Annotated in this window: 12 protein-coding genes and 1 pseudogene; 11 read left to right on the top strand and 2 right to left on the bottom strand. The window is 36.3% G+C overall.

All coding sequences use genetic code 11. From position 1 onward, the window contains the following. The 11 genes and pseudogenes from QMG93_RS13635 to QMG93_RS13685 form a co-directional block, all read left to right on the top strand. A pseudogene (locus QMG93_RS13635) lies at window positions 1-473 on the top strand (transposase); the annotation flags it as partial. A gap of 392 nt (window positions 474-865) precedes the next feature. Continuing rightward, the gene (locus tag QMG93_RS13640; RefSeq protein ID WP_281937274.1) at window positions 866-3,361 is read left to right on the top strand and encodes a lamin tail domain-containing protein; all 2,496 of its coding nucleotides are present in this window, start codon (window positions 866-868) and stop codon (window positions 3,359-3,361) included. A gap of 7 nt (window positions 3,362-3,368) precedes the next feature. After that, on the top strand, window positions 3,369-3,668 hold the full coding sequence (locus QMG93_RS13645; RefSeq protein WP_281937652.1) for an S-layer homology domain-containing protein: 300 nt from the start codon (window positions 3,369-3,371) through the stop codon (window positions 3,666-3,668). A 1,422-nt stretch (window positions 3,669-5,090) separates the two neighbouring features. After that, a complete protein-coding gene (locus QMG93_RS13650; RefSeq protein ID WP_281937276.1) occupies window positions 5,091-7,079 on the top strand; it encodes an NACHT domain-containing protein in 1,989 nt (662 codons plus the stop codon). 630 nt (window positions 7,080-7,709) lie between these two features. Then, window positions 7,710-10,862, top strand: coding sequence for a DUF3427 domain-containing protein (locus QMG93_RS13655; RefSeq protein WP_281937278.1), 3,153 nt, complete (start codon window positions 7,710-7,712; stop codon window positions 10,860-10,862). Window positions 10,863-10,876: 14 nt separating this feature from the next. Next, on the top strand, window positions 10,877-11,266 hold the full coding sequence (locus QMG93_RS13660) for a (deoxy)nucleoside triphosphate pyrophosphohydrolase (RefSeq protein WP_281937280.1): 390 nt from the start codon (window positions 10,877-10,879) through the stop codon (window positions 11,264-11,266). An 85-nt stretch (window positions 11,267-11,351) separates the two neighbouring features. Next, window positions 11,352-12,074 carry a hypothetical protein gene (locus QMG93_RS13665; RefSeq protein ID WP_281937282.1) on the top strand — a complete coding sequence of 241 codons (723 nt, stop codon included), beginning with the start codon at window positions 11,352-11,354 and terminating at the stop codon, window positions 12,072-12,074. 443 nt (window positions 12,075-12,517) lie between these two features. Then, complete coding sequence (gene dpdA, locus QMG93_RS13670) at window positions 12,518-14,530, top strand: tRNA-guanine transglycosylase DpdA (protein WP_281937284.1); 2,013 nt, start codon at window positions 12,518-12,520, stop codon at window positions 14,528-14,530. Window positions 14,531-14,636: 106 nt separating this feature from the next. After that, window positions 14,637-15,842, top strand: a complete 1,206-nt coding sequence (locus QMG93_RS13675) for a hypothetical protein (RefSeq protein ID WP_281937286.1) — start codon at window positions 14,637-14,639, stop codon at window positions 15,840-15,842. Beyond that, window positions 15,814-17,613: an ATP-binding protein gene (locus QMG93_RS13680; RefSeq protein ID WP_281937288.1), complete on the top strand. Its 1,800-nt coding sequence runs from the start codon at window positions 15,814-15,816 to the stop codon at window positions 17,611-17,613. Before QMG93_RS13675 ends, QMG93_RS13680 begins: the two co-directional genes overlap by 29 nt. Window positions 17,614-17,658: 45 nt before the next feature. Continuing rightward, window positions 17,659-19,410 (top strand): hypothetical protein, encoded by a 1,752-nt coding sequence (locus tag QMG93_RS13685; RefSeq protein WP_281937290.1) that lies wholly within the window; start codon window positions 17,659-17,661, stop codon window positions 19,408-19,410. Between the two features lie 100 nt (window positions 19,411-19,510). Here the strand turns inward: QMG93_RS13685 and QMG93_RS13690 are convergent, their stop codons facing one another. Further along, window positions 19,511-20,467 (bottom strand): tRNA-guanine transglycosylase, encoded by a 957-nt coding sequence (locus QMG93_RS13690; protein ID WP_281937292.1) that lies wholly within the window; start codon window positions 20,465-20,467, stop codon window positions 19,511-19,513. 19 nt (window positions 20,468-20,486) lie between these two features. After that, a complete protein-coding gene (locus QMG93_RS13695; protein ID WP_281937294.1) occupies window positions 20,487-22,856 on the bottom strand; it encodes a DEAD/DEAH box helicase in 2,370 nt (789 codons plus the stop codon). Window positions 22,857-22,895 lie beyond the last annotated feature (39 nt).

A 22,895-nucleotide genomic window follows, 5' to 3' on the forward strand; every position in this document is an offset into this window, starting at 1 on the left:
ACTGGCGGAAGTTTCTTCACAGTCTTGCTTTGAAAATCGTTTTGCACTTCGAGTCGCTCATTTCGTCTTCGCGCACGCGTGTCTTCATCGTCGACGATTCCGTCTTAAGCCGTAACCGCAGCAAGAAAGCCGAGCTCTTAGCCCGCGTGTTCGATCATACAACCGGCCGCTTTACCAGGGGCTTCAATATGCTGACTCTTGGCTGGTCGGATGGTTTCAGCTTTGCGCCGATCGACTTTGTCATGCTTTCTTCCGCTAAGCTTGTGAACCGCATCTGCGAGATGAACGAGCATTTGTCCAAGCGTAGTCAGGGCTATAAGCGCCGGATAGAAGCTTTTTCCCGTAAGCCAGATGCTGTCGCCGACATGGTCGAACGAGCACTGTTTGTCGGCTTTGCCGCCGACTATGTGCTGATGGACAGTTGGTTCACCCAAGCGCCGCTGCTCCGAACGTTAACCGCCAAAGGACTACATGCTTCCATTCCAGCCCCAGCAGCTTGCCCCTACGCATTCCTGTTATCAATGCTAGTGTTATCATCATGCGCCAAACCTCGGTTTTCCGTGAATTACATTCAGATAACGAGCCATCACAGAACGATTGGGGAAAGCTGTAACATATCCATTATATCAATCTCTCGAAAGGCATACATTACACTATAATCGGCAATTGGCTCACCATCTCTTTTGAGGTGGAATAAAGTGATTGCAGAATTAATAAACTTATTACATAAAGTACATTTGAATCTTACCATGATGCCCCATTATTACCATGACGTTCGGAATAAAGCTTAGTTTCCGAGTCCAAATGTGATTGTGGCGTTTCGCAAGTGTCTAATAAAATCATAAAATGAATAAGGAGCGGTGAAATGAAAAACAGGAAAATAGCAATGAGTATGTTAAACAGGTTTATTATTGCATCCATGGTATTATTTCCAATGCAGTATGTACAGGCATCAGCTCATGCAGTTGGTACATATTCAAGGGTTCCAGACGGTACAGGAGAATTTATTGATCAGGAACCAACCAAAGGTAAGTTAAATATTGTAGAAAAAGAAGAGTTACCTCAACATAGAGTAATAATTAATGAGATTAATTCTTCACCGGATGATTGGGTAGAGTTTATTAATCTAGGAACAGGAGAAATAGATCTTTCTGGTTATGAAATTCGTGACAATTCTGATGACCATCGTTGGAAATTTGCGGAAGGAACAAAACTGCCAGCAGGTGAATTATTTGTAGTTGATGCAAATACGGATGGTCAAGTATATGATGATCAGACAGATGCTTATGTTGCAGGTAAATTCGCAGCAGCAATTGGTATTGGTTCAGGAGATTCTATTCGTTTATATGACAAGGCAGGGAAGTTACTGGATGAATATTCATGGACTGAGCATGCTAGTTATAAAGGCGATGAAGCATTGGCATCTTTCGGAAGATATCCAGATGGAACAGGCGAATTTATGGAATTTCCCACTTCGACTAAGGGAAAAGCAAATATTATAACAAATCCAGTTATATTAAATGAAATACAGTCAAATGACTTAAAGGGTGGATATGATTGGATAGAACTTGCTAATCCAACAGGAAAAGTTTTAGATATTTCGGGAATAGTAATTAAAGACAGTGATGATACACATCAATATGTTATCCCCAAAGGCACAACTATTCCAAAAAATGGGTTCTTGGTGTTGACAGAGAAAATGTTAGGTTTTGGACTTGGAAAGAATGATTCTGTACGTCTGTTTGAAAAGGAGAGATTAATAGCCAGCACAACATGGAAAGATCATACAAATCCTACTTGGGGATTGTATCCTGATTTAACTGGAACTGAGTATAGAAATACAAAAGAAGCAACCCCTAACGAACGTAATAAATTTAAAGATGTCCCTGTTGTTGAATGGCCAGGTAACGGTAAAGTTGTAATTTTTGATCATAAACCAACATTTTTAAAAGATTCTTCAGGGTTGGATTTCTTTAAAGGCCAATTATATGCGGTTGACAATGGTACAGGTAAGTTTTGGGTTTTAGACGTTTCAAAAAATGGAGAGTTAAGTTTTGCAAAAGGCTTTGAAAAAGGTAAGCGTGTTCGATTCCAAAAAGATGCACACGATGTAAAAGCAGCAGGTCCGGATGCAGAAGGAATTACAGTAGATGGAGATGGGTTTGTTTATATCGCTTCTGAACGTGATAATAATGTTAAGGACGTTAACTTTAATATGATTTTGAAAGTTGATCCACATAAAGAAGGCAACGATTTAGTTGCATTACAGCAGTGGGATTTAACAGCTTCATTACCACAGGTTTCTGCCAATATGGGGATTGAAGCTGTAGAATGGGTATCAAACGCAAATGTTGTTGGTAAGCTTTATGACCAAAATACGGATAAAGTTTTTGATGCAACTAAATATCCAAATGCAATTTCAAATGGTGTGTTCTTTGTGGCATTGGAAGATAATGGTCATGTATATGCCTATGTTCTAAATAAAGATGGAAGTTCTGTACAAATTGCTGATATTGACGGAAAAATTGGTGGAGCAATGGCTCTTGACTATGATACCTATGAAAAAGTATTGTGGGCTGTTGCAGATGATGGATATAATAACCGTGCAGCAAAAATATCAATCAATGGAAAGAAAAATCCGGATATTGTTCATGTATTGCCTCCAAGTGGTGTCGATATTAGTTCCAATAATGAAGGATTTGCAATTGCAGAGGCAAGTTTTACTAAAGATGGTCAAAGACCGGTGTATCGATTTAAGGATGGCGAAAAATCGGGCTCTTTATCTATAGGTTCTATTGCATCAGATTATAAAGAAGGTGTAGTTGATAACCCCGGAAATGGAGGCAGCAACAATGGAACAGTAAATCCAACACCAATAACTCCAACACCAGGCACACCGAAAGTAGATCAGAACAGAATCAACGTTACTTCCGTGTTAACACAAACTTCTAAAGGTAGCATAGCTACAGCAGCTTTAACTGAACAAGCATTAGCAGAAGCAATTGCTTTCGTGGAAGAGAATCCAACAGAAACCACTGTTAAAATTAAAGTAGAAGCTGCTGCAAATGCCAAGACAGTTGAAATGATGATTCCAAACAAATCGATTAGAGCATTAGCCGAAGCTCGGGTAGAAACATTAGTAATTGAATCACCAATTGCAACCATCACGTTTGATGCTATAACTCTAAAAACAATTGCCGAAGCGGCTAAGGCCGATGTAAAGATATCTGCTAGCGTTGTTGATTCGGGCACGCTTTCAGTGTCCGGAGTTACCAAAGAGCGGATTGCGGACAGACCGATATTCGATTTTACAGTAACAAGCGGTGATGCAGAGAGATCAGTGATTTCAAAGGCGGGTTAGCGAGCGTATTGCCTGGGCAGCTGATAATAAGATTGTGTCAGGTGTAGGAGATGGAAAATTTGATCCAAGTGCACCTATCACTCGCGAGCAATTGGCTGTGATGATCAATAGCTTTATTGAATACAAGAGCACTAAATTAGTAGGCACAAACAAGCCAGCCTTTGCAGATGCAAATGCAGTGAGCAATTGGGCGAAGGATGCAGTGACAAGCGGAATTACCGGAAACACATTCGCACCAAAGGCAAATGCCGACAGAGCAGCAGTGGCCACCATATTCAAAAAATTTGTAACAGAGTTTGTTAAGTAAATGAAATGGAAAATCTCCCTTTGGAATTAACAAAAGGGAGATTTTTTGTGGTGCGCCAGCATGGGGGCAGTCTATAGGGTGAGAGTCCCGAACTGTGAAGGCAGAAGTGGCAAACGCTTAGCGCGGGCGGTGTCTGCGGTGACGCAGAATCTGGTGTATGATGTGTTTTGTGTTTACTGAATTATATGATTCCGAGAATGAGCAATTTAGATTATTACCTAATGATTTGTATTTATATTGTTTCTTGTATCGTAACCGGAGTCATGATTATATAACTAAAATAAATGTTGAAAGTATTCACCAATCGATACCGGTAAAATTCAAGCCCTGTTTGGTTTCCATCTAAATACTTGCGTCCATATGCTTCATGAATTACATCATTCCAAGCAATGATTAAATTACCATTTGAACCGAGTCCTTATCTTACTTATATCGGATATATACGACTCCTATTTAATGTAAATTTCAACACACTTTTGGAGATTTGGGAAGGGATTGTCCGAGAAGCGTTCTGCGACCCGTTGCTCTGTTTTGGCTTGCAAGCTCATTTCCATATTTGAATTTTAGCAGTATACTATACAGTATGGGACAATGAGTATCGGCATTTGGGATATATCCCTTTCACCGCCTCAACACATGTGGAGTCGGTGGCTTTGTTGGTGAGGACTGGTACAGAGCTTGTAGATCGGCTATAACAGAGGCGTTCGTAGCGAGTTGCCGTAAATTTGCCGTAAAACTGTAAGCGAACGGAAGGTAATAGAGCACATAAGACAAAAAACAGATGATGGCGTGGTATTAATCTTCTTGCTTTTTTGTTCTTATAAGTACATTCAGGTAATCTTCGGAAAAGTTATATCTTGTTGGTCGGAGTAGATTAGTTCTTAGTACAGCGATTATTTCCTTCGTTAATGATAGGGAATTCTTCTTTACGCTTCTTGTGTTAAGTTGTTTCACAACGTAGGGCTTATAGAATAATTTTCGCAGTATATCGGGATTATATTATTAACAAGTATGATTTGATTTTGATCTAAACTTAAGAGTTTCTTTTTGAATTCCGTTAAAATGGATAGATCATTTTTTTAGCGCACTAAATAATGCAACTGTTTGGTTTTTCTCAGAGAAACGATTTGCATTATCTTGCTTTTCATGCTCAGTTTGCCATTAAATTACCTTCAAGATCAGACTGAACAGTGTAGCAGCACTGCCACATGAGAACGCTTGTTAACCATTAATGAGCATTACTTCCAACTCTTTATTAAGGAATATGAAATTTATGGGAGATCATCTTAAAAAATACAGTGACGCATCCCACCTATATGGTGGGTTTTCTTTTCTAGATATATTAGAAACATCTCACCCCGATGGAGGAATTTGGATGAGTGGGTCGAATCTTGTTACTAATAAATCTGTGGAGGAAAAAGTATGGACGAATTTTTAATGAAAGTAAGCATAACGGCTGCATCGACTATCGTAGTTGAACCTGTAAAACACATAATAAATACTTGGTTAAAACCGAAGCTTGAAAGTATTAAGATGCAGAATGAGATTAATGAAAAATTAGAAACGTTCATATTTGAAGTTTTTGCAGATTACATTACTAAAACATTTGAAGAGCAGAGCTCTGTAAATATTATTGCGTTGGGACTACAACAAATCAAAATCAACCAAATTTACGTACCACTAACGCTTCATTCAGAAGAGAGAAGAGAATCTGTAATACTAAACAATTTCCCCAATGAGTTTGCTAATAAATATAAAAAAATAGTAATTGAAGATACGGCAGGTATGGGTAAATCAACTTTGATGAGGCAAATGTTTATATCAGCAATTGAGAACAATTTAGGAATCCCAATATTTATTGAGCTTAGAAATTTATCCGGTGATAAGGATATTATTGATTATATTGTTGAAAATCTAAATAAAATTAGAACTGAGCACAGTAAAGAATTTATCTTAGAAGTAATTAACAGAGGGGATTTTATCTTTTTCCTCGACGGTTATGATGAAATTCCATTCCAACAAAAACAAGCAGTTACAAAAAATTTAAAACAGTTTGTTTCAAATGCAAATGATAACATTTTCTTCCTTACCTCAAGGCCGGATGATTCATTAATGAGCTTTGGTCAGTTCCAAAAGTTTGAAATATTAGATTTGAAAAAAGAAGAAGCCTTTGAGTTGATTACAAAATGTGACGAAATAACGGGTTTAAATTTATCTGAAAAAATAATAAATCAAATAATTGAATCTACAGAAGACGGGGATTTTTCGACTTTAGAAACTTTTTTGGCTAATCCTATGTTAGTTTCATTTTTGTATATAACCTTTAAGCATAAAAAAGATATCCCATCTTTAAAAATTGATTTATATCGAAAAGTCTTTGATGCTTTATATGAACTTCATGATTTATCAAAAGATAGTTATAAAAGAGAAAAATATAGTGGCTTATCAAGTGGGAATTTACAAAAAATTCTTATGAAACTAGGCTTTTTATGTTTGAGAGAAAACGAAAATGACTATGATAAGGGCAAAATAATTAAATTAATAAGTCAAGCAAAAAACAGTCCATATTTTCATGAAATACAAGAAGAAAACATTCTAAAAGACCTACTTGAAACGGTACCGCTGTTTTCAAAAATAGGTTTAGGATATAAATGGGCTCATAAATCTTTTATGGACTATTTTGCAGCCAATTTTATAGATTATCAAGAGACACGTGAGAAAATCCTTATTGATATCTACAATAGTAGAAACTTTACACTTTATCTAAATATGATTGATTTTTATTATGAAATTGATAGACAACTATTTGATAAAGTATTCGTGTACCCAATTATTAATCAATTTATTAATTTTGTTGATGCTTCTGGTATTAACCCTTCTGAACAAAGGGTACAGTTAGAATATTTGGAGATGATCTTTAATAGAATTTTTATATTTAATACAGATATTTTGAAATTTGGTAGAAAAGTTAGTTTTAAAGAAAAACTTGATTCCATAGTTGGATTATATAAAAATTCTATGCCTTATGTAAAAAACTACAAGTTACTTAGAGCATCTGAAGGCTCTATGGGCAGCTATCTTCTTGTAAAAGAAACGAGAATTGAGAATATTTTTAGATTATTGATGAGCAAGAAGAGTGTATTGTTGAAACATGTAAATGGTGATGGTGTTTCAATAATAGAGGAGAGCACAGCCTTTTCGTGGGAGCAAACAAAAATAGACCAGATATCAGATTATGAACTTCAGCTAAGAATGTCATTAGTAAAAAAGACTTTCGGTGAAAGGAGAACTGCTGGAAGATATAAAAGCAGAGCCTTATTCACCCTGGACTATTTTGAAGCACTGAAATATAAAGAGTTAGTAGAAGAAGAAATAAAAAATAGAGAGGAAACACTTTTTCTTAACCTATAGGTGAATATTAGAGCTTCACCTTTATGGGGGTTCCAAAATATGAGGATATAGGAATTAATTTGGTTTTTATGTTGGTTTTCTTCACTGGGCCGAATACCTAACGAAGGAAGAAGAGGAAGTATATTATAAATACGAAGCTTGGGTCCGTGATGTTGAAAAGACTGTCATGACAAAGAGCTATAAAATGATTGTTCTCCTTTATATGCTCGAACGTGGGCTGGAACATTGGGCGGAGTCTGTTACCCTAAAGAGGTAGCGCCATTTTTTCACGGTTTCCTTATGGAAAAGGAGTACCGGAGACGAATCGATTTCTCAGATAAGGACTCGAACCGGCTTTGGGAGTATAATGAGACCGGGGTTAGCCGGCTTATTGAACGTATGCCAATGACGAAGTGGAATTCGGCTAAAGGTAGTATGACCCGCTTCGAAGATGGGGTGTTTAGTCTAAGAATTGAGCCCGCCCCCGAGCACCGTTCTATCCTGTACCGCTGGACTAAAGAAATTTGCCTTTATAGACTTCACCATCACTTTGAACGTAAAGAGCAAAAGCAAGGACCCCTTCAGTAATGACGGGGTCTTCATGTATAAAATCGTTTATTTAGGTAGACTCCAAGGCAGATGAGGTGCTTTATGAAGCAGGGACTGTACGAGCAAATTATCAATAATCTTACAAGGCGACAGTTGTCTGACTTGGATCCTTCGCTATACGAAATTGGTATAGAACAACTTGATCCAGAGGAAGCAAGGAAACAACTATCAAATTATTTAGCTGCAGTGACCCGAAGAGCTTTGAAAATGATTCGTGAACAAAATAGTGATGATGAAGATGCGCTACTTTTACAGGTGCGGACTTGCAATGAACTTATTGCAACCCTTCGCAATACTCTTGGGAACGAGGAGTTAAGAGAATGGCAGCTTGATGAGCGGGGTGAGGTTTTAACCTACGTATATTCCAAGCTGAACCACATTCGTAGCATCAAGGATTACAAGGTTAATAGGCCTACAACTCCATTGTCCCAAAGCTCATTATTTACGGGGGCTCATTCGGAACCCAATATGATGAGTGAACTAAAAACGGAGATCATAACCTCAGATCAGGTTGATTTATTGGTTTCCTTTATCAAGTGGAGCGGGCTGCGTTGCCTTATGGAGCAGTTAGAGGAGTTCACATCAAATGGGGGCCGTTTACGGGTCATCACAACGACCTATATGGAAGCAACGGATTATAAGGCCGTCATAGAATTAAGCAAGCTGCCTAACACAGAAATTAAAATCTCTTATGACACGGATCGAACAAGGCTACATGCAAAGGCTTATCTATTCAAAAGAGACACAGGCTTTACTACAGCTTATGTGGGTTCATCAAACCTATCAAATCCTGCTCTCACGAGTGGCTTGGAGTGGAATGTAAAGGTTACGGAGAAGGATTCCTACGACGTCCTTAAGAAGATAGAGGCGACATTCGAGAGCTACTGGAACGACCGTGAATTTAAGAACTTTTCTAGCTTAGACCAGGAGCATCAATTGCTTCTCAAGCAAGCACTCGGCAAAAAGAAGGAACAGGAAGGCAATCTACTAACCTTCCAATTTAATATTACCCCTTATGATTACCAAAAAGAGATTCTTGAAAAGCTTGAGGCTCAGCGAGTCATTTACGGAAGAATGAGGAATCTGTTGGTCGCTGCTACTGGCGTGGGGAAAACGGTTATTTCTGCTTTTGACTATAAGCGATTTGCCAGTCGTAATCAGAGAGCAAGACTACTTTTCGTTGCTCATCGCGAGGAGATCCTAAAGCAAAGTCTGGATACATTTCGGTTTATCTTGAAAGATCTGAATTTCGGAGAGCTCCATGTTGGAAATAATCAAGCCGATTCCATTGATCATCTGTTTATCAGTATTCAAAGCTTTAATACATTAAAGCTTGCTGAAAAAACAACGCCAGATTTTTATGATTATATCATCGTTGATGAATTTCACCATGCCGCGGCGCCCTCTTATCAAAAGCTTTTGTCATTTTATCAGCCTCAAATTTTATTAGGATTGACAGCTACCCCTGAGCGAATGGATGGAAAAGATGTGTTGCATTACTTTCATGACACCATTGCGGCTGAAATTCGGCTAACGGATGCGATTGATCGTAAATTGCTTTGTCCTTTTCATTATTTCGGTGTGACGGATAGCGTGGATTTAACTCAGGTCAAGTGGTCTAGACGCGGATACGATCTGAATGAGCTTGAGAACTTATACACCCATAATAAAATTAGAGCGAATCAAATTCTAAATAGCTTAAAGAAATATGTAACTGATTTAAATGATGCCAAAGCACTTGGGTTTTGCGTGAGTGTAGAGCATGCGCTCTATATGGCTAAGGTTTTCAATGAGTCGGGGATTGCCGCTATTGCGTTGCACGGAAAGTCTAGTGATGAGGAGCGTAATTCTGCTAAAGGGAGATTAGTTTCGGGTGACGTCAAGGTGATCTTCGTTGTTGATCTGTACAATGAAGGGGTAGACATACCGGGGATCAACACGATCTTATTCTTGCGTCCTACAGAGAGCTTGACCGTTTTCTTACAGCAGCTTGGCCGTGGGCTTCGCTTGGCAGATGGCAAAGAATGCTTAACGGTTCTTGATTTTATTGGACAGGCTCATAAAGAATATAGCTTCCAAGAGAAGTTTAGAGCTATATTAGGCAAAACAAAGCATTCCGTTCAGCACTACGTCGAGCATGGGTTTTCGAGCCTACCACGCGGAAGCTTCATTCAGCTTGAGAAACAGGCTAAAGAATACATCCTTAGAAATCTGAAGCAAACCACAATTAATCGGAAGAGCCTGGTTAATAAGCTGAAATATTTTGCAGAAGATACCGGATTGAGCCTAACGCTAGAAAATTTCACCCGATATCACGGTATGAGCCTTTATGATTTCTACGGTGGGCGTAATGGAAATCGAACATTCCGAGGCTTGATGGCTGAAGCGGGTTTAATCGAGCCATTTGAGTTTGAGAATAGGGAGTACCTGACAAAACGTATTCCGGCTTTATTAAGCATGAACTCCCGGAGACTTTTAAGCTTTTTAATCGAGTATCTTGAGCAAGGAAAGCCAGTACAAACAGAAGAAGAACGTTTGATGCTGAATATGTTTTACTATACCTTCTATCGATCTGAGCCCCGAAAACAGGGGTACCTGGACATTCATCACGCTGTTCAGTCCATTGTTTCCTGTAACACGTTTAAGGAAGAAATTATTGAAATACTTAAATATAATTACACACATATTAACTTTGTCGATAAAAGGAATGAGTTCCCATACATATGTCCCTTAGATTTACACTGTACATATTCAACGGATCAAGTGCTGGCGGCCTTCGGCTTTTGGAATGAAGAGAAGGCCCCGGCTTTTCGTGAAGGCGTGAAGTATTTTGAGGATAAGGGAACGGATATTTTCTTTATTACACTAAATAAATCCGACAAAGACTTTTCCCCGTCAACTTTGTATGAAGATTACGCCATTAATGAGCGTCTCTTTCATTGGCAAACACAGAGTCGTACTTCAGAAGAAACCAACACGGCCAAACGCTATATTCAACATAAACAGACGGGAAATAAAATTGCATTATTTGTCCGTGAATATAAAGAGGAGAATAACTTCACTTCGCCTTTTGTCTTCTTAGGAGAAGCCGAGTATGTAAGGCACGAAGGGAATAAACCCATGAGTTTCGTTTGGAGATTGAAGGAAGAGATGCCTCCGGAATTAGTGCCAGTGGCAAATAAAGCAATTGGATAGGGGATATGAAGGCGATGATTGAGGTGGCTGCGGCTATAATTGAAAACGAACATGGCCAGATTCTAATAGCTAGACGTAAGAAGGGTAAAGCTCAAGCAGGATTGTGGGAGTTTCCAGGTGGCAAGATAGAGAAGAATGAAACGGTTGAAGAATGCCTCAAGCGGGAACTGCTGGAGGAAATGAATATTGAAATTCAACCGTATGAGCCGTTTGGTGTGAATGACCATTATTATGGTGAGACGCATATTCGGCTGCATGCACATAGGGCGAAATTTGTGAGTGGTAAATTAATTTTGGTCGATCATGATCAGTGTGAATGGGTGTATTCAAAAGAGCTTGGGAGGTTTGAATTTGCTCCTGCTGATGTTAAGTTCGTTGAGATAATTACATGGTGTTATAAATAAGTCATTGATTAATTTCGTGATATTCTTTATAGGTGATAGAAGGAGATTAAATGACTAATTAATACTTAAAATTGGAGGATGTATTTTGGTAGATAGTATTATTTATTATTATAGGAATAAAGTCACTTCTTACAGTTTGGTATTTAAATATATGAAAACTACTTACTTCTTAGTTCGATTGTTAATGTTCAATTTTTTACTATCAAGTATATTATTACTACCTAATTGTATTTCGCTATTTATTGATGTAGTAAGATTCACCCCTTTTATATGGTATTTTATAATTTCTGGTTTATTTCTCGTAATATCTCTGATAGTTTTTAATCGAACAGCAAAGCAATTATTAAAAAATAAATATAGTATTCAATCAAAGAAGAAGATTTGGAGAACAAAAGAATTTGAAGATATGAGAATTAAAATGATGAGTGACTACCTATTAAAAAATAACCTATATTCTGAAAAAAAGATTGTCTTACTAAGAGAAATGTTAAATAAAAAACTGAACAATATTAAATTACCAACATTACTTGCACCAGGATTATTATTGGCATTTATAGGGCCGGTTTGGGTAGAATTTGTGAAATTCACATTTCAGAAGAATGTAACCTCCATTGAACAAGCTGCTATAGCATTTATGGCAATTAGTATTACCGTAGTAGCGATAATAGCCAGTTTTAATGGAGGGAAGGTATTGTATAAAGAAATAAGGGAACTTTTTTTGATGAATGATGCAATAGTAATCAAATTTTTGATAGATTTTCTAGATGACATAGAATTGGTAATGCCAGAGGAAACAACAAAAAGATAACACTTTGTCATTAATTTTGTAAATTAGTTTGGGAAGAAATCATATACATTCCGGAGGGTTTGTATCAATGTAATAAAGATGCCCATTAGCAGTCCCACCTGATGATTCTGTTGGGGGCTTGACCTACATTTTTCAAAATAAAGAATGGATCTTTTACTTGGATAGTCTGCAAATCCCGCAATATCGGACCCACCGATACCTTTACGCCGCTACTCTGCCATTGATCATGTATAAGTCCTTCTGTTTCTACCAACACATTTGGTTGAGGAGTTACTATCATTGTTTTTGTCCACCTTTTACATTGCGCTTCTCATCTCTATAGGAAACAATTAAACGTATACTAATTGTAGAAGCCTGCAATATAATAGGAAGATGAGTCGAATATATCGCGAAAATAAATTGCAGTAATTTATTATAAAGGAATAGCTAACGGAGGCACCACCATGAGAAAAATTTTAGTCATTTCATCTTGTACCGGTGAAAAAAAAGTAACAACAGATTTACAATTATTAGAGGATGATTTTAAGTCAAAGGAAAGCCTAGAAAATAAAGAAGAAGCCCTCGAAGCATTATCTTTACCTGCTAAAGATATGTACACAGGTTTGCAACATCTAAGACTTATGGAAGGGATCAATAATCTTCGGAATAAGTATGGTCATGATATATTAGATTTATATATTGTCTCGGCAGGATATGGTCTCATTCATGAAGATAAAGTAATCGCTCCTTACGAAGTTACGTTTAATACTATGAACGGGCAAAAAATTATCGAATGGTCTAAATTTCTAAACGTACATAGGGATTTAGAAAACATTATTGAAAATTACGATGTAGTGTTCTTCTTATTAGGGGACGGTTATCTTCGCGCATTGGAACTTCCGATGAAAATTAATGATTTGCAAAGAAAGTTGATTTTCTTAGCAAGTAAAACGAGTAAAAGATATATACCTAATAATCTGCCGTATTATTTCGTTGAGGTTGGACAACAACACGCAAAATCATTTAGCTATGGTCTTGTTGGACTTAAAGGATATTTGTTCAAGTTACTGGCCCAAGAATGGGTCAACGAGGGACCAGATTATATAAATGAAATTATCGAGGATCCATCAATATTTATTCCGAAACTATCCAAATTTCAAAAGGAAGATGCACAAATATCACTATTTCCTGAAATAGAACAGACAAATAAAAAGCCGAAAAACACAAAGATACAGAAAAAGGAAGTTCAATTCGTTGTCTCGAAAGAGAACTATGCTAAAAACTACGGCCTACCAATGGTTTACTTTATTCCTGAATGGGATGATAGAGTAGACCCCAACTATGACTTTATTTCTGACACATCTGTGGAAAAAAGGGATCCCTACCTTCATGATAGCTATGCTCACGAAATATATGGATTTTCAAACTACGATGGAATACTGATCTCCAAAGTAAAAGTCGAAGAAAATAAGAGCAAAAAAACTAAAATTGGTGAGATGGGTGTGCATTCTTTTTTAAGGTATCCGACTGATCGTCCTATAATGGGGGATTGTGGGGCGTTTGGCTATATCAATGAAATAGATCCTCCTTATAGCACAGATGAGATATTAAATTATTATGAATCATTAGGATTTAACTTAGGTGTATCAATCGATCACCTTATAGTTGGAGACTATGCTAAGGATCCCATAGAGAGACAGCGGAGGTATAAAATAACAGAAACAAATGCAGCTGACTTTATTAAGAAACACAAAGAAGGGAATTATACATTTCTTCCTTCCGGTGTCGCTCAGGGCTGGGATCCTCAGTCATATAAGAATTCAGTATCAAATTTAATAGACATGGGATATCGCCATATATCTATAGGAGGCCTGGCAAGGTCCCAGACTACTCAAATTATCGATATGTTAAGAGAGCTAGCGCCAATTATTCCAGATTATTTACAACTCCATCTTTTTGGCGTGGCTCGTTTAGATGCAGTGGAAACTTTTCGAAAGCTAGGTGCAACAGCTTTTGATTCGGCGAGCCACTTAAGAAGAGCTTGGCTTGGTTCAGGAAGTAACTACTTCTCGCTTGAAGGGACTAACTATGCAGCAATTAGGGTTCCTCCGGTTGATGGTCATGGTGTAAGAGTGAAAAGAATGATAGAAGAGGGAAGAGGGACAGCAGACCAATTTAGAAAATTGGAAGCTAATGCCTTAAGTATGCTTAGAAGATACGATAAGGGAGAAGAAACTCTAGAAACCACATTAGAAGCTGTATTAGCTTATGATGAGTTAATTGGGGATGGAAGAGAAATCCATACAAATATGTACCGTAAGGTTTTAGAGGATCAACCTTGGAAAAAATGTGATTGTAAGATCTGTAAAGAAGTTGGTATTGAGGTAATTATTTTTCGGGGAAATAACCGCAATCGTCGAAGGGGCTTTCATAACACCTATGTCTTCTATAAAAAATTTAAAGAAGTTACCTTGTGAGAGAGTAGATTCCTACTCTCTTTTTCTGTAAAAATATAGGTTGAAAGAACTATACATGTTATAATTTAACTAGCAAACAAGGTAGCAGGGATACGGAGGAAGATCTGTGAGATATGATTTGCACTTAAGACAAGAAATGAAAACAAAATTAGAGAGCGTTGTAAGGGAACTAAAAGACTGGAACTATGAGACCAATGTTTATGAAGAGGATATTAAGAAATTATTATCAAATTATATGACCTACTTCGAACATTGTAAGTACCCGGATCACTCATTCTCAATGGGCGGATCCGATAGTTCAGGTGACTTTCCTGTAGTTACATATGGCGATTCATTTGTTTATCTTGTAACAGCAACAACAAGGGTATATGAAGCTTTGTCAGAAGGGCGTATGAAGGAAAAGGAATTACCTATAAATGCACTTTTGGAATTTTTATGGTTACCTGAGGATAATGATTTAAAGAATGAAAAATTCATTAAATTTTTTAAAGATATATCTGGTGACGATTTGGCAGAAGTAATTTCCAAAAGTGGATATTTAGACTTAAAAAGAAAAGCAACAAATAAAACTTATACAGCTAATGAATTAGTTAATAAGTTAATATTTCCTGCAGCTCATGATGCCGCAAATGTTAGAGTACAAATTATGGTTGCATTCGAATTATGCTCGGTAATTTCTTTATTAAAATCCGGGGTTTGTCCTACTTATATATTAACAGATAATACTTTAACACTACCTTTTATAAAAAGTGATGAAGGCTTATTTTTTGAAGTATTAAAAAGATATTGTTGTAAAATGGCTACTGAGAAGGGGATTGGTTTTTTTGCGGTTTCGAAATCGCACAATTTACCTCATATGGAAAAAATCGAGGCGGAAATATTGAATAATGGTTCGAATGAACATTGGTTTTTTAGGATTCCAAATCATGAAGAAGATGAATGGGAACCCGAATTTCTTGGAAAAAGATCTATACCTCCAATTGGTGCCATAACTTATATATTTCGTTTACACAAAACAACTCCCCCACTCCGTTTAGATATGGATAAAGCCTACTGGAACGAATATATAAAACACGATAACAAACAAACGATGAAAAATAACGAGATACAATTATTTAGAGATCTTGATTTTGCTAGTCACGATCAACGTTGTTTTGGTTATCCATACCCTATTAAAGCAAGCCATGACATCGTTAGTTTAACAAAAGCAGAACGAGAGGCATTTCGTAAGCAAGTAATTGACGCGGCGGAAAGAATAGGACTTAGTAGGCGTAATTTTATTGATGCAAGTTTACAAACTGGGCATAGGTAGGGATATTTTAATGGAACAGCTTATTGAAAAATTGGGATCAAAGTTCGGGGTATTATCAGAAAGTGATACAACACAACTTAAAATTATGGCCCGTAATGAGGATATTGCTGTGGGGGATTTATTTGTTATACCCTCCAGAAGAGGATACGAAAGATTTTATATTTTTAGAGCAGCACAATATGCCAATATAATGAATAGAACGATCGATATGGGCGATGTTGCTAGAAACAAACTAACAATGCCTGATTCTTATTTATCAGATGATCTAAATGAAGAAAAACTTATTGAACTAAAGGGTATGTTATTAGGATATTCACAAAAGGATGAAAGTGGAAAATGGCAATTTCATCGCCCAAGAAGACTGCCAGAACATTTAACAGATGTATACTTAGTTACAGAACATAATTCTGAAGTCATAAAAGAACTACTAGGTTCTCAGCTTGGCCAAGATGGGGTTTTTGTAGGACATCTATTAGCAGGCGAAAAAGCTCTATCCAATGTACCAGTATATATGCCACCTCATTCTTTATCACATCATCTTGGTATATTTGGAAGAACAGGTTGCGGTAAGAGTAATTTAATGATGGTTTTAATCGAGTCTATGTATAAATACAATGAACAAGTAAATTTGAAAAAGCAAGGGCAAAAAGTGAGTTTATTTGCAATAGATCCACATGACGAATTCTGCAGGTGGCCTTCAGGAATAAGGGGTGGGATTGAGGAAATTGTATCGTCTTATAATTCAGATGAGTGGAATCAGTTAGTAGAACCCTTTTATTACCTTACTTTAAAAAATGTTAATGAGGAAAAGGGGAAATCCAAAATAAGGCTTTCAAGGGCGGATATTACCCCTCAAGATATAATAAGTATATTGGAATTTACGGAACAGCAATCTTTATTTACGAATATGTTTTTTGGTCTTCATGGAGAGATGTGGATTGGTCTCTTACTCTTAGGTAATATTGATGAAGATAACCCTCACTACGGCGGTAATTTTCAACAAGGGACCATACATGCAGTTGAAAGAAGATTAAGCTTCTTAAGGCAAGAGCAGACCCAATTGTTTACTCCCTACGACCAAGATATGGGATTTGATTATGACTCTATGTTGTCTGATATAATCTGTTCTTTGGAGTGCGGGCGTATTTTAACTGTCGATACGACTTTAATGAGTGAGCTTGAGCAATTTCTTTTAACTACCGTTGTTGCGAGGACTTTGTTCACACTTAGAAGGGCATTAAAGTCAGCAAGAAATATTGAATCATTAGAGGAGGAAATTTGCTCAGCGCTAGGCCATTCGGATAGTTCCACAGGATTAAGATCTTTTGCGCAACAAATAGTGAATTCCCTAAAAAATGGTCAACTGCCCTATATAAAAAATGGACAGCTAACAAAGGTCGAAGAATTGCCTTTTATAAATATAGTAATAGAAGAAGCAGCAAGTATTCTTAATCCCCAAAGAATGAAGTTTGGGAGTGTGTTCAGAGATATTTCAAGGCAGGGCAGGAAATTTGGAATTGGGTTATCTGTGATTAGCCAACAAGTAACAGCTATTGATGAGGGTATACTAACACAATTAAATACTGAGCTAACTTTAGCTCTTGGTAATGAAACCGAACGAAGAGAAGCAATTAAAAATGCTTCGGCAGACTTGTATGGATTTGAAAAAGAATTACAAGTAATGAGTAAAGGCCAGGCAATATTGAGTGCAAGTTATAGAGATGTTCCTTTACCGATACAAGTCCCTTCGTTTGATACACAAAAACACTAGAAGGACTAATTATAATGAAAGTAAGTTTGGAATAGGGAGATTAATATGGCAGATGAGGTTCTAGGTAATATTTATGAGGTCGTAACATTAGTTGCAATTAAATATTATACAGATGTTATTAAAGAAAATGAAACTCTATTTTGGAATGAGAGTCCCAATGGGGTAAGTGTTATTCCAGATATTACGATAGGTTATGATAAGGATAAACCAAGAGTTTTGTTTCTTGTTTCTCACACAAATGCTGAGAGTGCTTCTCAAAAAAAGTTTTGGAGAAATATTGGTGAATTTGTTGAAGCTAGAAATGCTTTGGGGAAAAATATTTTTATAGGGAATATCATGTTTGATTCAGGGCAAAAAAGACAATTGTCTTATGTATCTAAAAAGTTATTTGATGGGTTTATAGAATTAGAAGATAAAAAGTATGGGGGAAGTTTGATTTCGATATGCCAGGAAATTACAAAAATAATAATAAAAAATAAGATTGATATAGCTGATCGAATTGAATATATACATCGTTTAATAATTAGCAATAATGAAATGATTGAAGTAATTAAAGAGTATGCAGGAGATTTGGAAAAATTAACGACCCATTCATTGGTTTCAAAAAGGTGGTTTGACGTATACAATAATATATTGCAAAAGAAGGATGAATCGCGGACACCAAGTGTAATGGTAACCTCTGTGAGAAGAGGTCTTGGAAGATTGCTACCTATTGAAAGCGAAAGTCAATTAAGGGACATTATTAATGCAGCAAAAATGGAAAAACCCATTGAAGTACCTGAGTACTTTAAAATGTGCAAGTTAGTAGATCATAGAACGCACGGATTTATTATTAGTGATAGAGAAATTCTGGATCTGATAAATTTACTTTCAGTCGAGGAGATATTAGAATATTGGAAGTTATCTAGAAATTCATCAATAGCTTTAAAAAATACATGCCATCTAATCAACAGTACAAAAAACTTTACTCTTTTTCATAAATTCGTTTTGGAGCATTTTGATAGGCTAAGTACAAATGAAGGCTTAGTTATGGCATTAGAAGAATGTTTCTACCACCCAAATCGATTTTTGGGCGATCATATTAGCTTAGAAAACGCGTGGTTATTTGACTATATTATGACTATCATCAAAGCTCATTCGGGAAAGCAACAAGGATATGGATATACTCCTTTAGCTAAAGAGTCAGGGTTACTAGTCCCAGGAAAACGTTCAATTCTAGATTTTGTGCTTCCCAAATACATATCTAGGGAGAGTCTTCCTGCCAAATATATTCTAAGTGGGATTTCAAACGCATTAATAAATAAATTAAAAAAAATAGGTGCAACTTGGCTAGCTAATAATAGCTCGAACGTGTCCGAATTTTATTTAAGAGGATTGTTTGAGGATAAAATATATAAGATGGCATCTTTTGATCCACTTAAGTTAATAATTGAAACAAATTTAACAAGTACATTTGAATACTTTTCCCGCTTTCCAACTCTACTTACGGAATTTACAAATGGTGGGGTAGCTACAACTGGAATTATCCTTTCAAAGTCGACTGCTATTATTTGGCAGTCCGCATCAAAAGGACATTGTAACGATAAGATGAAAGAATTAATGGGCCGAATCGCTATGTTAAAAGTGAAGCTCGATTCAACTGGCGATGAATATATTGCACAGCCTAAATTTAAAAAAATTTTGTTAGTGATTGACGGAGATTGGAAAGAACGTCACATAAATAATTTTATTAAAGTTGGTGCGGATGGAGTATTTTACCCTAACGAAATGCATTTACTTAATCAACAAGTCGTATAAAAAAATCTCAATCAAGGCAGGAACAATGAGGAAGGTCCACACTCAATTTATGTTCCTAAAAGAACGTTTTTTTTACATTATAATTAGAACTTACGTTTTTCTAGGGGCCCAAATTATCCGATTTAGTTTCAGTTATATGAGATGAGGAATCTTCCTGCCGGTTTTGAAAATACCGGAATCTTGTCTCTTCAGTTAATAACCATAAATTCGATAGTGCATTAGTAATAGGCGTCATTGGGCCTGAATGTGTTTTACTAATAAATAATCTAAAAGGTAATGGATTTTCTTTATTGACTTCGTTACGAACGAATGAGCTTGAGTCGGAACTATCCAGACCTAATCTCCAAAGGTTTAATACAGTTTCAGGATTTCCTATTCCAAATGCATGTATTGCCAAATCCGGGGCACTTTCTCGAACTGCATAGATAATTTTATAGAGGTAGTCCTTATCTCGTATTCTTGGTACTAACCCACCTATTGCAATACCATCAAATCCTGAAGATGCATATTCTTTGGCTGCTATTCGTGCAGACTTTTCATCCCAACATTGCAGAGATGCATAGAGAAATAGCGACTTAGATCTTTTCCGAGTTAATGCGTATAATGCATTCTCGATAGTTAGTTTTTGTCTTTTTCTTGCTTCAACCAAATCTAGCCCTGGTGGAATAATAAAATCAAGTGTTGCTGCAAGATCCGCGTTTTTCTCTTGGAATTCTAGTAGATCAAGGGGGGTGATCTCGTCCCCCTCTTTTGTTTTAATTGTTGAGTATCCTTTGTGTTGAAGGATCTCTGAACCTTCAAATAAGCTAGCAAATCCACCGGAGTCAATAAAAACTGGTATATTTGGTCGTGTGGGCATTTGTTTAGCATAATAATAACTTACCATTATACAATCGGATAATCTTCTTAGGTAAGGTTGAACTAATTTATCTAATGGGTATTTATCTCCATATGTAGTTACAGGAAAAAAATTGGGCGTTTTTATTGTTCCACGGGATGTTTGTATCATCCCGATGCGTTTTCCATTTTCAATACTATAGGTATATTTGTTTTGCATAAATAAAGTTATCACTCCATTAGTCGTTTCGACAATTATTGAACCAAATGTTTGGCAAAATTGAACGGATAGAGTCATCAGTATTTGTTTTCATTATTTTACTTGCTTTTATCACGGACTTATCCAGCAAAATTCGTTTTACTGCAAGAATATGTTTGCAATCATTTTGATGCCTTTCATAGTCAATACAATCACAAATAAGATCCCCAGCTTTTCTTTTTACCCGGTGTTCTTCTCTTCCTCCAGTAATCCTAAAAATGTTATTATCCAAACCGCTTACTTTTAACTCTAATGATCTTCTTAAACGATAGGGACAGAGATCAAGCTGTTGGTAATCTTTATCCACAATTTTTTTATCCAGAGGTTTTTCGGTAAAATAAAAAACATCCTTTGAATTAATTATTTCTTTCGCACTTTCTACAATTCTTTTAGCTAATTTTATCCCGATCCCTTTAATTTTTCCCATAAAAGCAGGACTTTGTTGGGCTGCTTCATTAATAGAATTTACTCCATGAGCACTCAAGACCTTAGCCGTTTTACCACCAACGCCGTTTATTTCTGTGAGTGTTACTGTAGTTGAATCTAGCTCGTAATGAATCATTGTAGAGAGCAAAGAAGTTTTTCTACAAATTACTGGTATATCTTTTTCTTCTGTGTTATTTTCCTTTTTAGAGACTGACTGGAACACTGCAGACATTCCATCTAAAATTCTAACAGTACTTTCTTTAAGCAGCTCAATATCGTACTCGTAAAGATCGTAAACATCCACTAATTTTGCTTTAGAAATATTATTAACCAATTGATGAAGTATACTTGACATTTTTACCGCGGCAAGAATACGGGGCATTGTTCTATCACCAAATATTCTCCTTATATCTTCTAAATTATAATTCATTAATATACTAGGAGTTTGGCTGAGAAAATCCATTAGATAATCTAATTCTTCATAATTTGCTTGTAAAATAGGTGAACATTCATCGGTCATGGTTGCTACAAGCAATAAATCAAAGAAATTAGGGTCCTTAATTTCTTGGAAAAATCTATTAATAACGATAATGGTTTCAGGAGAGAACATTAATTTTACGGCTAATCTTCCTAGATTAGTCGCTTTTAATATTGGTGAATCATTATGTTTTTCCTCATGATTAATTGATATCATGTCTGATAAAAATAATGAGTTTATGGTTTTATTAATATTATTCTCTGGATGTTGTAAATGGTAAAGAGTTAAGGGAATAAATCCCTTAACGACATGCTCTAATGTTTTAGAATAACCAGCAGATACTTCAATGAGTATTTGCTCTGCTATGGCTTTGGAATTATTCATACTTGACTTAATCGGTTCACATTCGTCATTTAGATACTTATTAACATCCTTAACCCATTTTGGGACCATTAATACTACTTCGCCTTCAGTATCTAAGCCGGGCCTTCCAGCTCTTCCTGATCGTTGCATAAAGCTCCATACAGGTAATTCAGAAAATCCTCGTTCAGTAAATACAATTGAATCAAAGATAATTACTTTACGTGCAGGAAGATTTAACCCCATCTCTAATGTAGAGGTTGCAACTAAGACATTGGTTGCCCCGTTTCTAAAGTTAAATTCAATTTTTTTTCTTTCCTCTGAAGCTAGTCCTGCATGATGATGTGCAGCGTCGATTCCCGAATTTTTTAATTCTTCAGAAAGAAATTGTGTTCTCGATCTGCTATTAGCGAAAATTAATACTTTTCCTTTGTTTGTTACAGTTTCTTTTACCTCGTTCAACAATAAATTTAGTTTTTCTACTGGGTTTGAATAACGAATCACGGATTTTGTAACAGGAATTTTTCTCCATGATGTTGAGTAATGGACACCATCAAGCCAATTTGAAAGTTCTTCAACATTAGGCATTGTCGCAGATAACCCGATTATTTTGGTAAAAGGGTTAAGCCTAATAAATCTGGTAATGGTTCCTTCTAACCTAGGACCTCTATTACTATCGTTAAGTAAATGAATCTCATCAATAATAAGAAGGTCGATTTCAGGGATCCATGACCAATGTGAACGCCAATTTCTTAAACAAGCATCCAAACGCTCGGGGGTCATGATAAGTACGTCAGAATCTTTGTATGTACCTTTACTTACTTTAATAGTATCCCCTGAAAAAACTCCAACCTTTTTATTTTGGAATTTGCTTCTCCATTCCTGATACTTTTCATCAGCTAATGCTCTTAATGGGGTTACATATATAGCTTTAAATCCACGTTCGATACATTTTTGAATTGCTATTTCTGCAAGTCGGGTTTTTCCAGTCCCTGTTGGCATGTTTAGCAAGAAATGAAAACTAGTATCGAGAAACCCATACTCAATCACTTCTCTTTGAGGTGGAAAAAATGTATTCAGTTCCAATTAGATCACCCAGACTATTTGCATTTTTTGTTATCGATA

The organism is Paenibacillus tyrphae (assembly GCF_027925525.1).
Lineage (GTDB): Bacteria > Bacillota > Bacilli > Paenibacillales > NBRC-103111 > Paenibacillus_G > Paenibacillus_G tyrfis_B.

Coding starts and splice junctions, on each gene's coding strand:
- QMG93_RS13640 (WP_281937274.1), top strand. CDS start 866: ATGAAAAACAGGAAAATAGCAATGAGTATGTTAAACAGGTTTATTATT.
- QMG93_RS13650 (WP_281937276.1), top strand. CDS start 5,091: ATGGACGAATTTTTAATGAAAGTAAGCATAACGGCTGCATCGACTATC.
- QMG93_RS13655 (WP_281937278.1), top strand. CDS start 7,710: ATGAAGCAGGGACTGTACGAGCAAATTATCAATAATCTTACAAGGCGA.
- QMG93_RS13660 (WP_281937280.1), top strand. CDS start 10,877: ATGATTGAGGTGGCTGCGGCTATAATTGAAAACGAACATGGCCAGATT.
- dpdA (WP_281937284.1), top strand. CDS start 12,518: ATGAGAAAAATTTTAGTCATTTCATCTTGTACCGGTGAAAAAAAAGTA.
- QMG93_RS13680 (WP_281937288.1), top strand. CDS start 15,814: ATGCAAGTTTACAAACTGGGCATAGGTAGGGATATTTTAATGGAACAG.
- QMG93_RS13685 (WP_281937290.1), top strand. CDS start 17,659: ATGGCAGATGAGGTTCTAGGTAATATTTATGAGGTCGTAACATTAGTT.
- QMG93_RS13690 (WP_281937292.1), bottom strand. CDS start 20,467: ATGCAAAACAAATATACCTATAGTATTGAAAATGGAAAACGCATCGGG.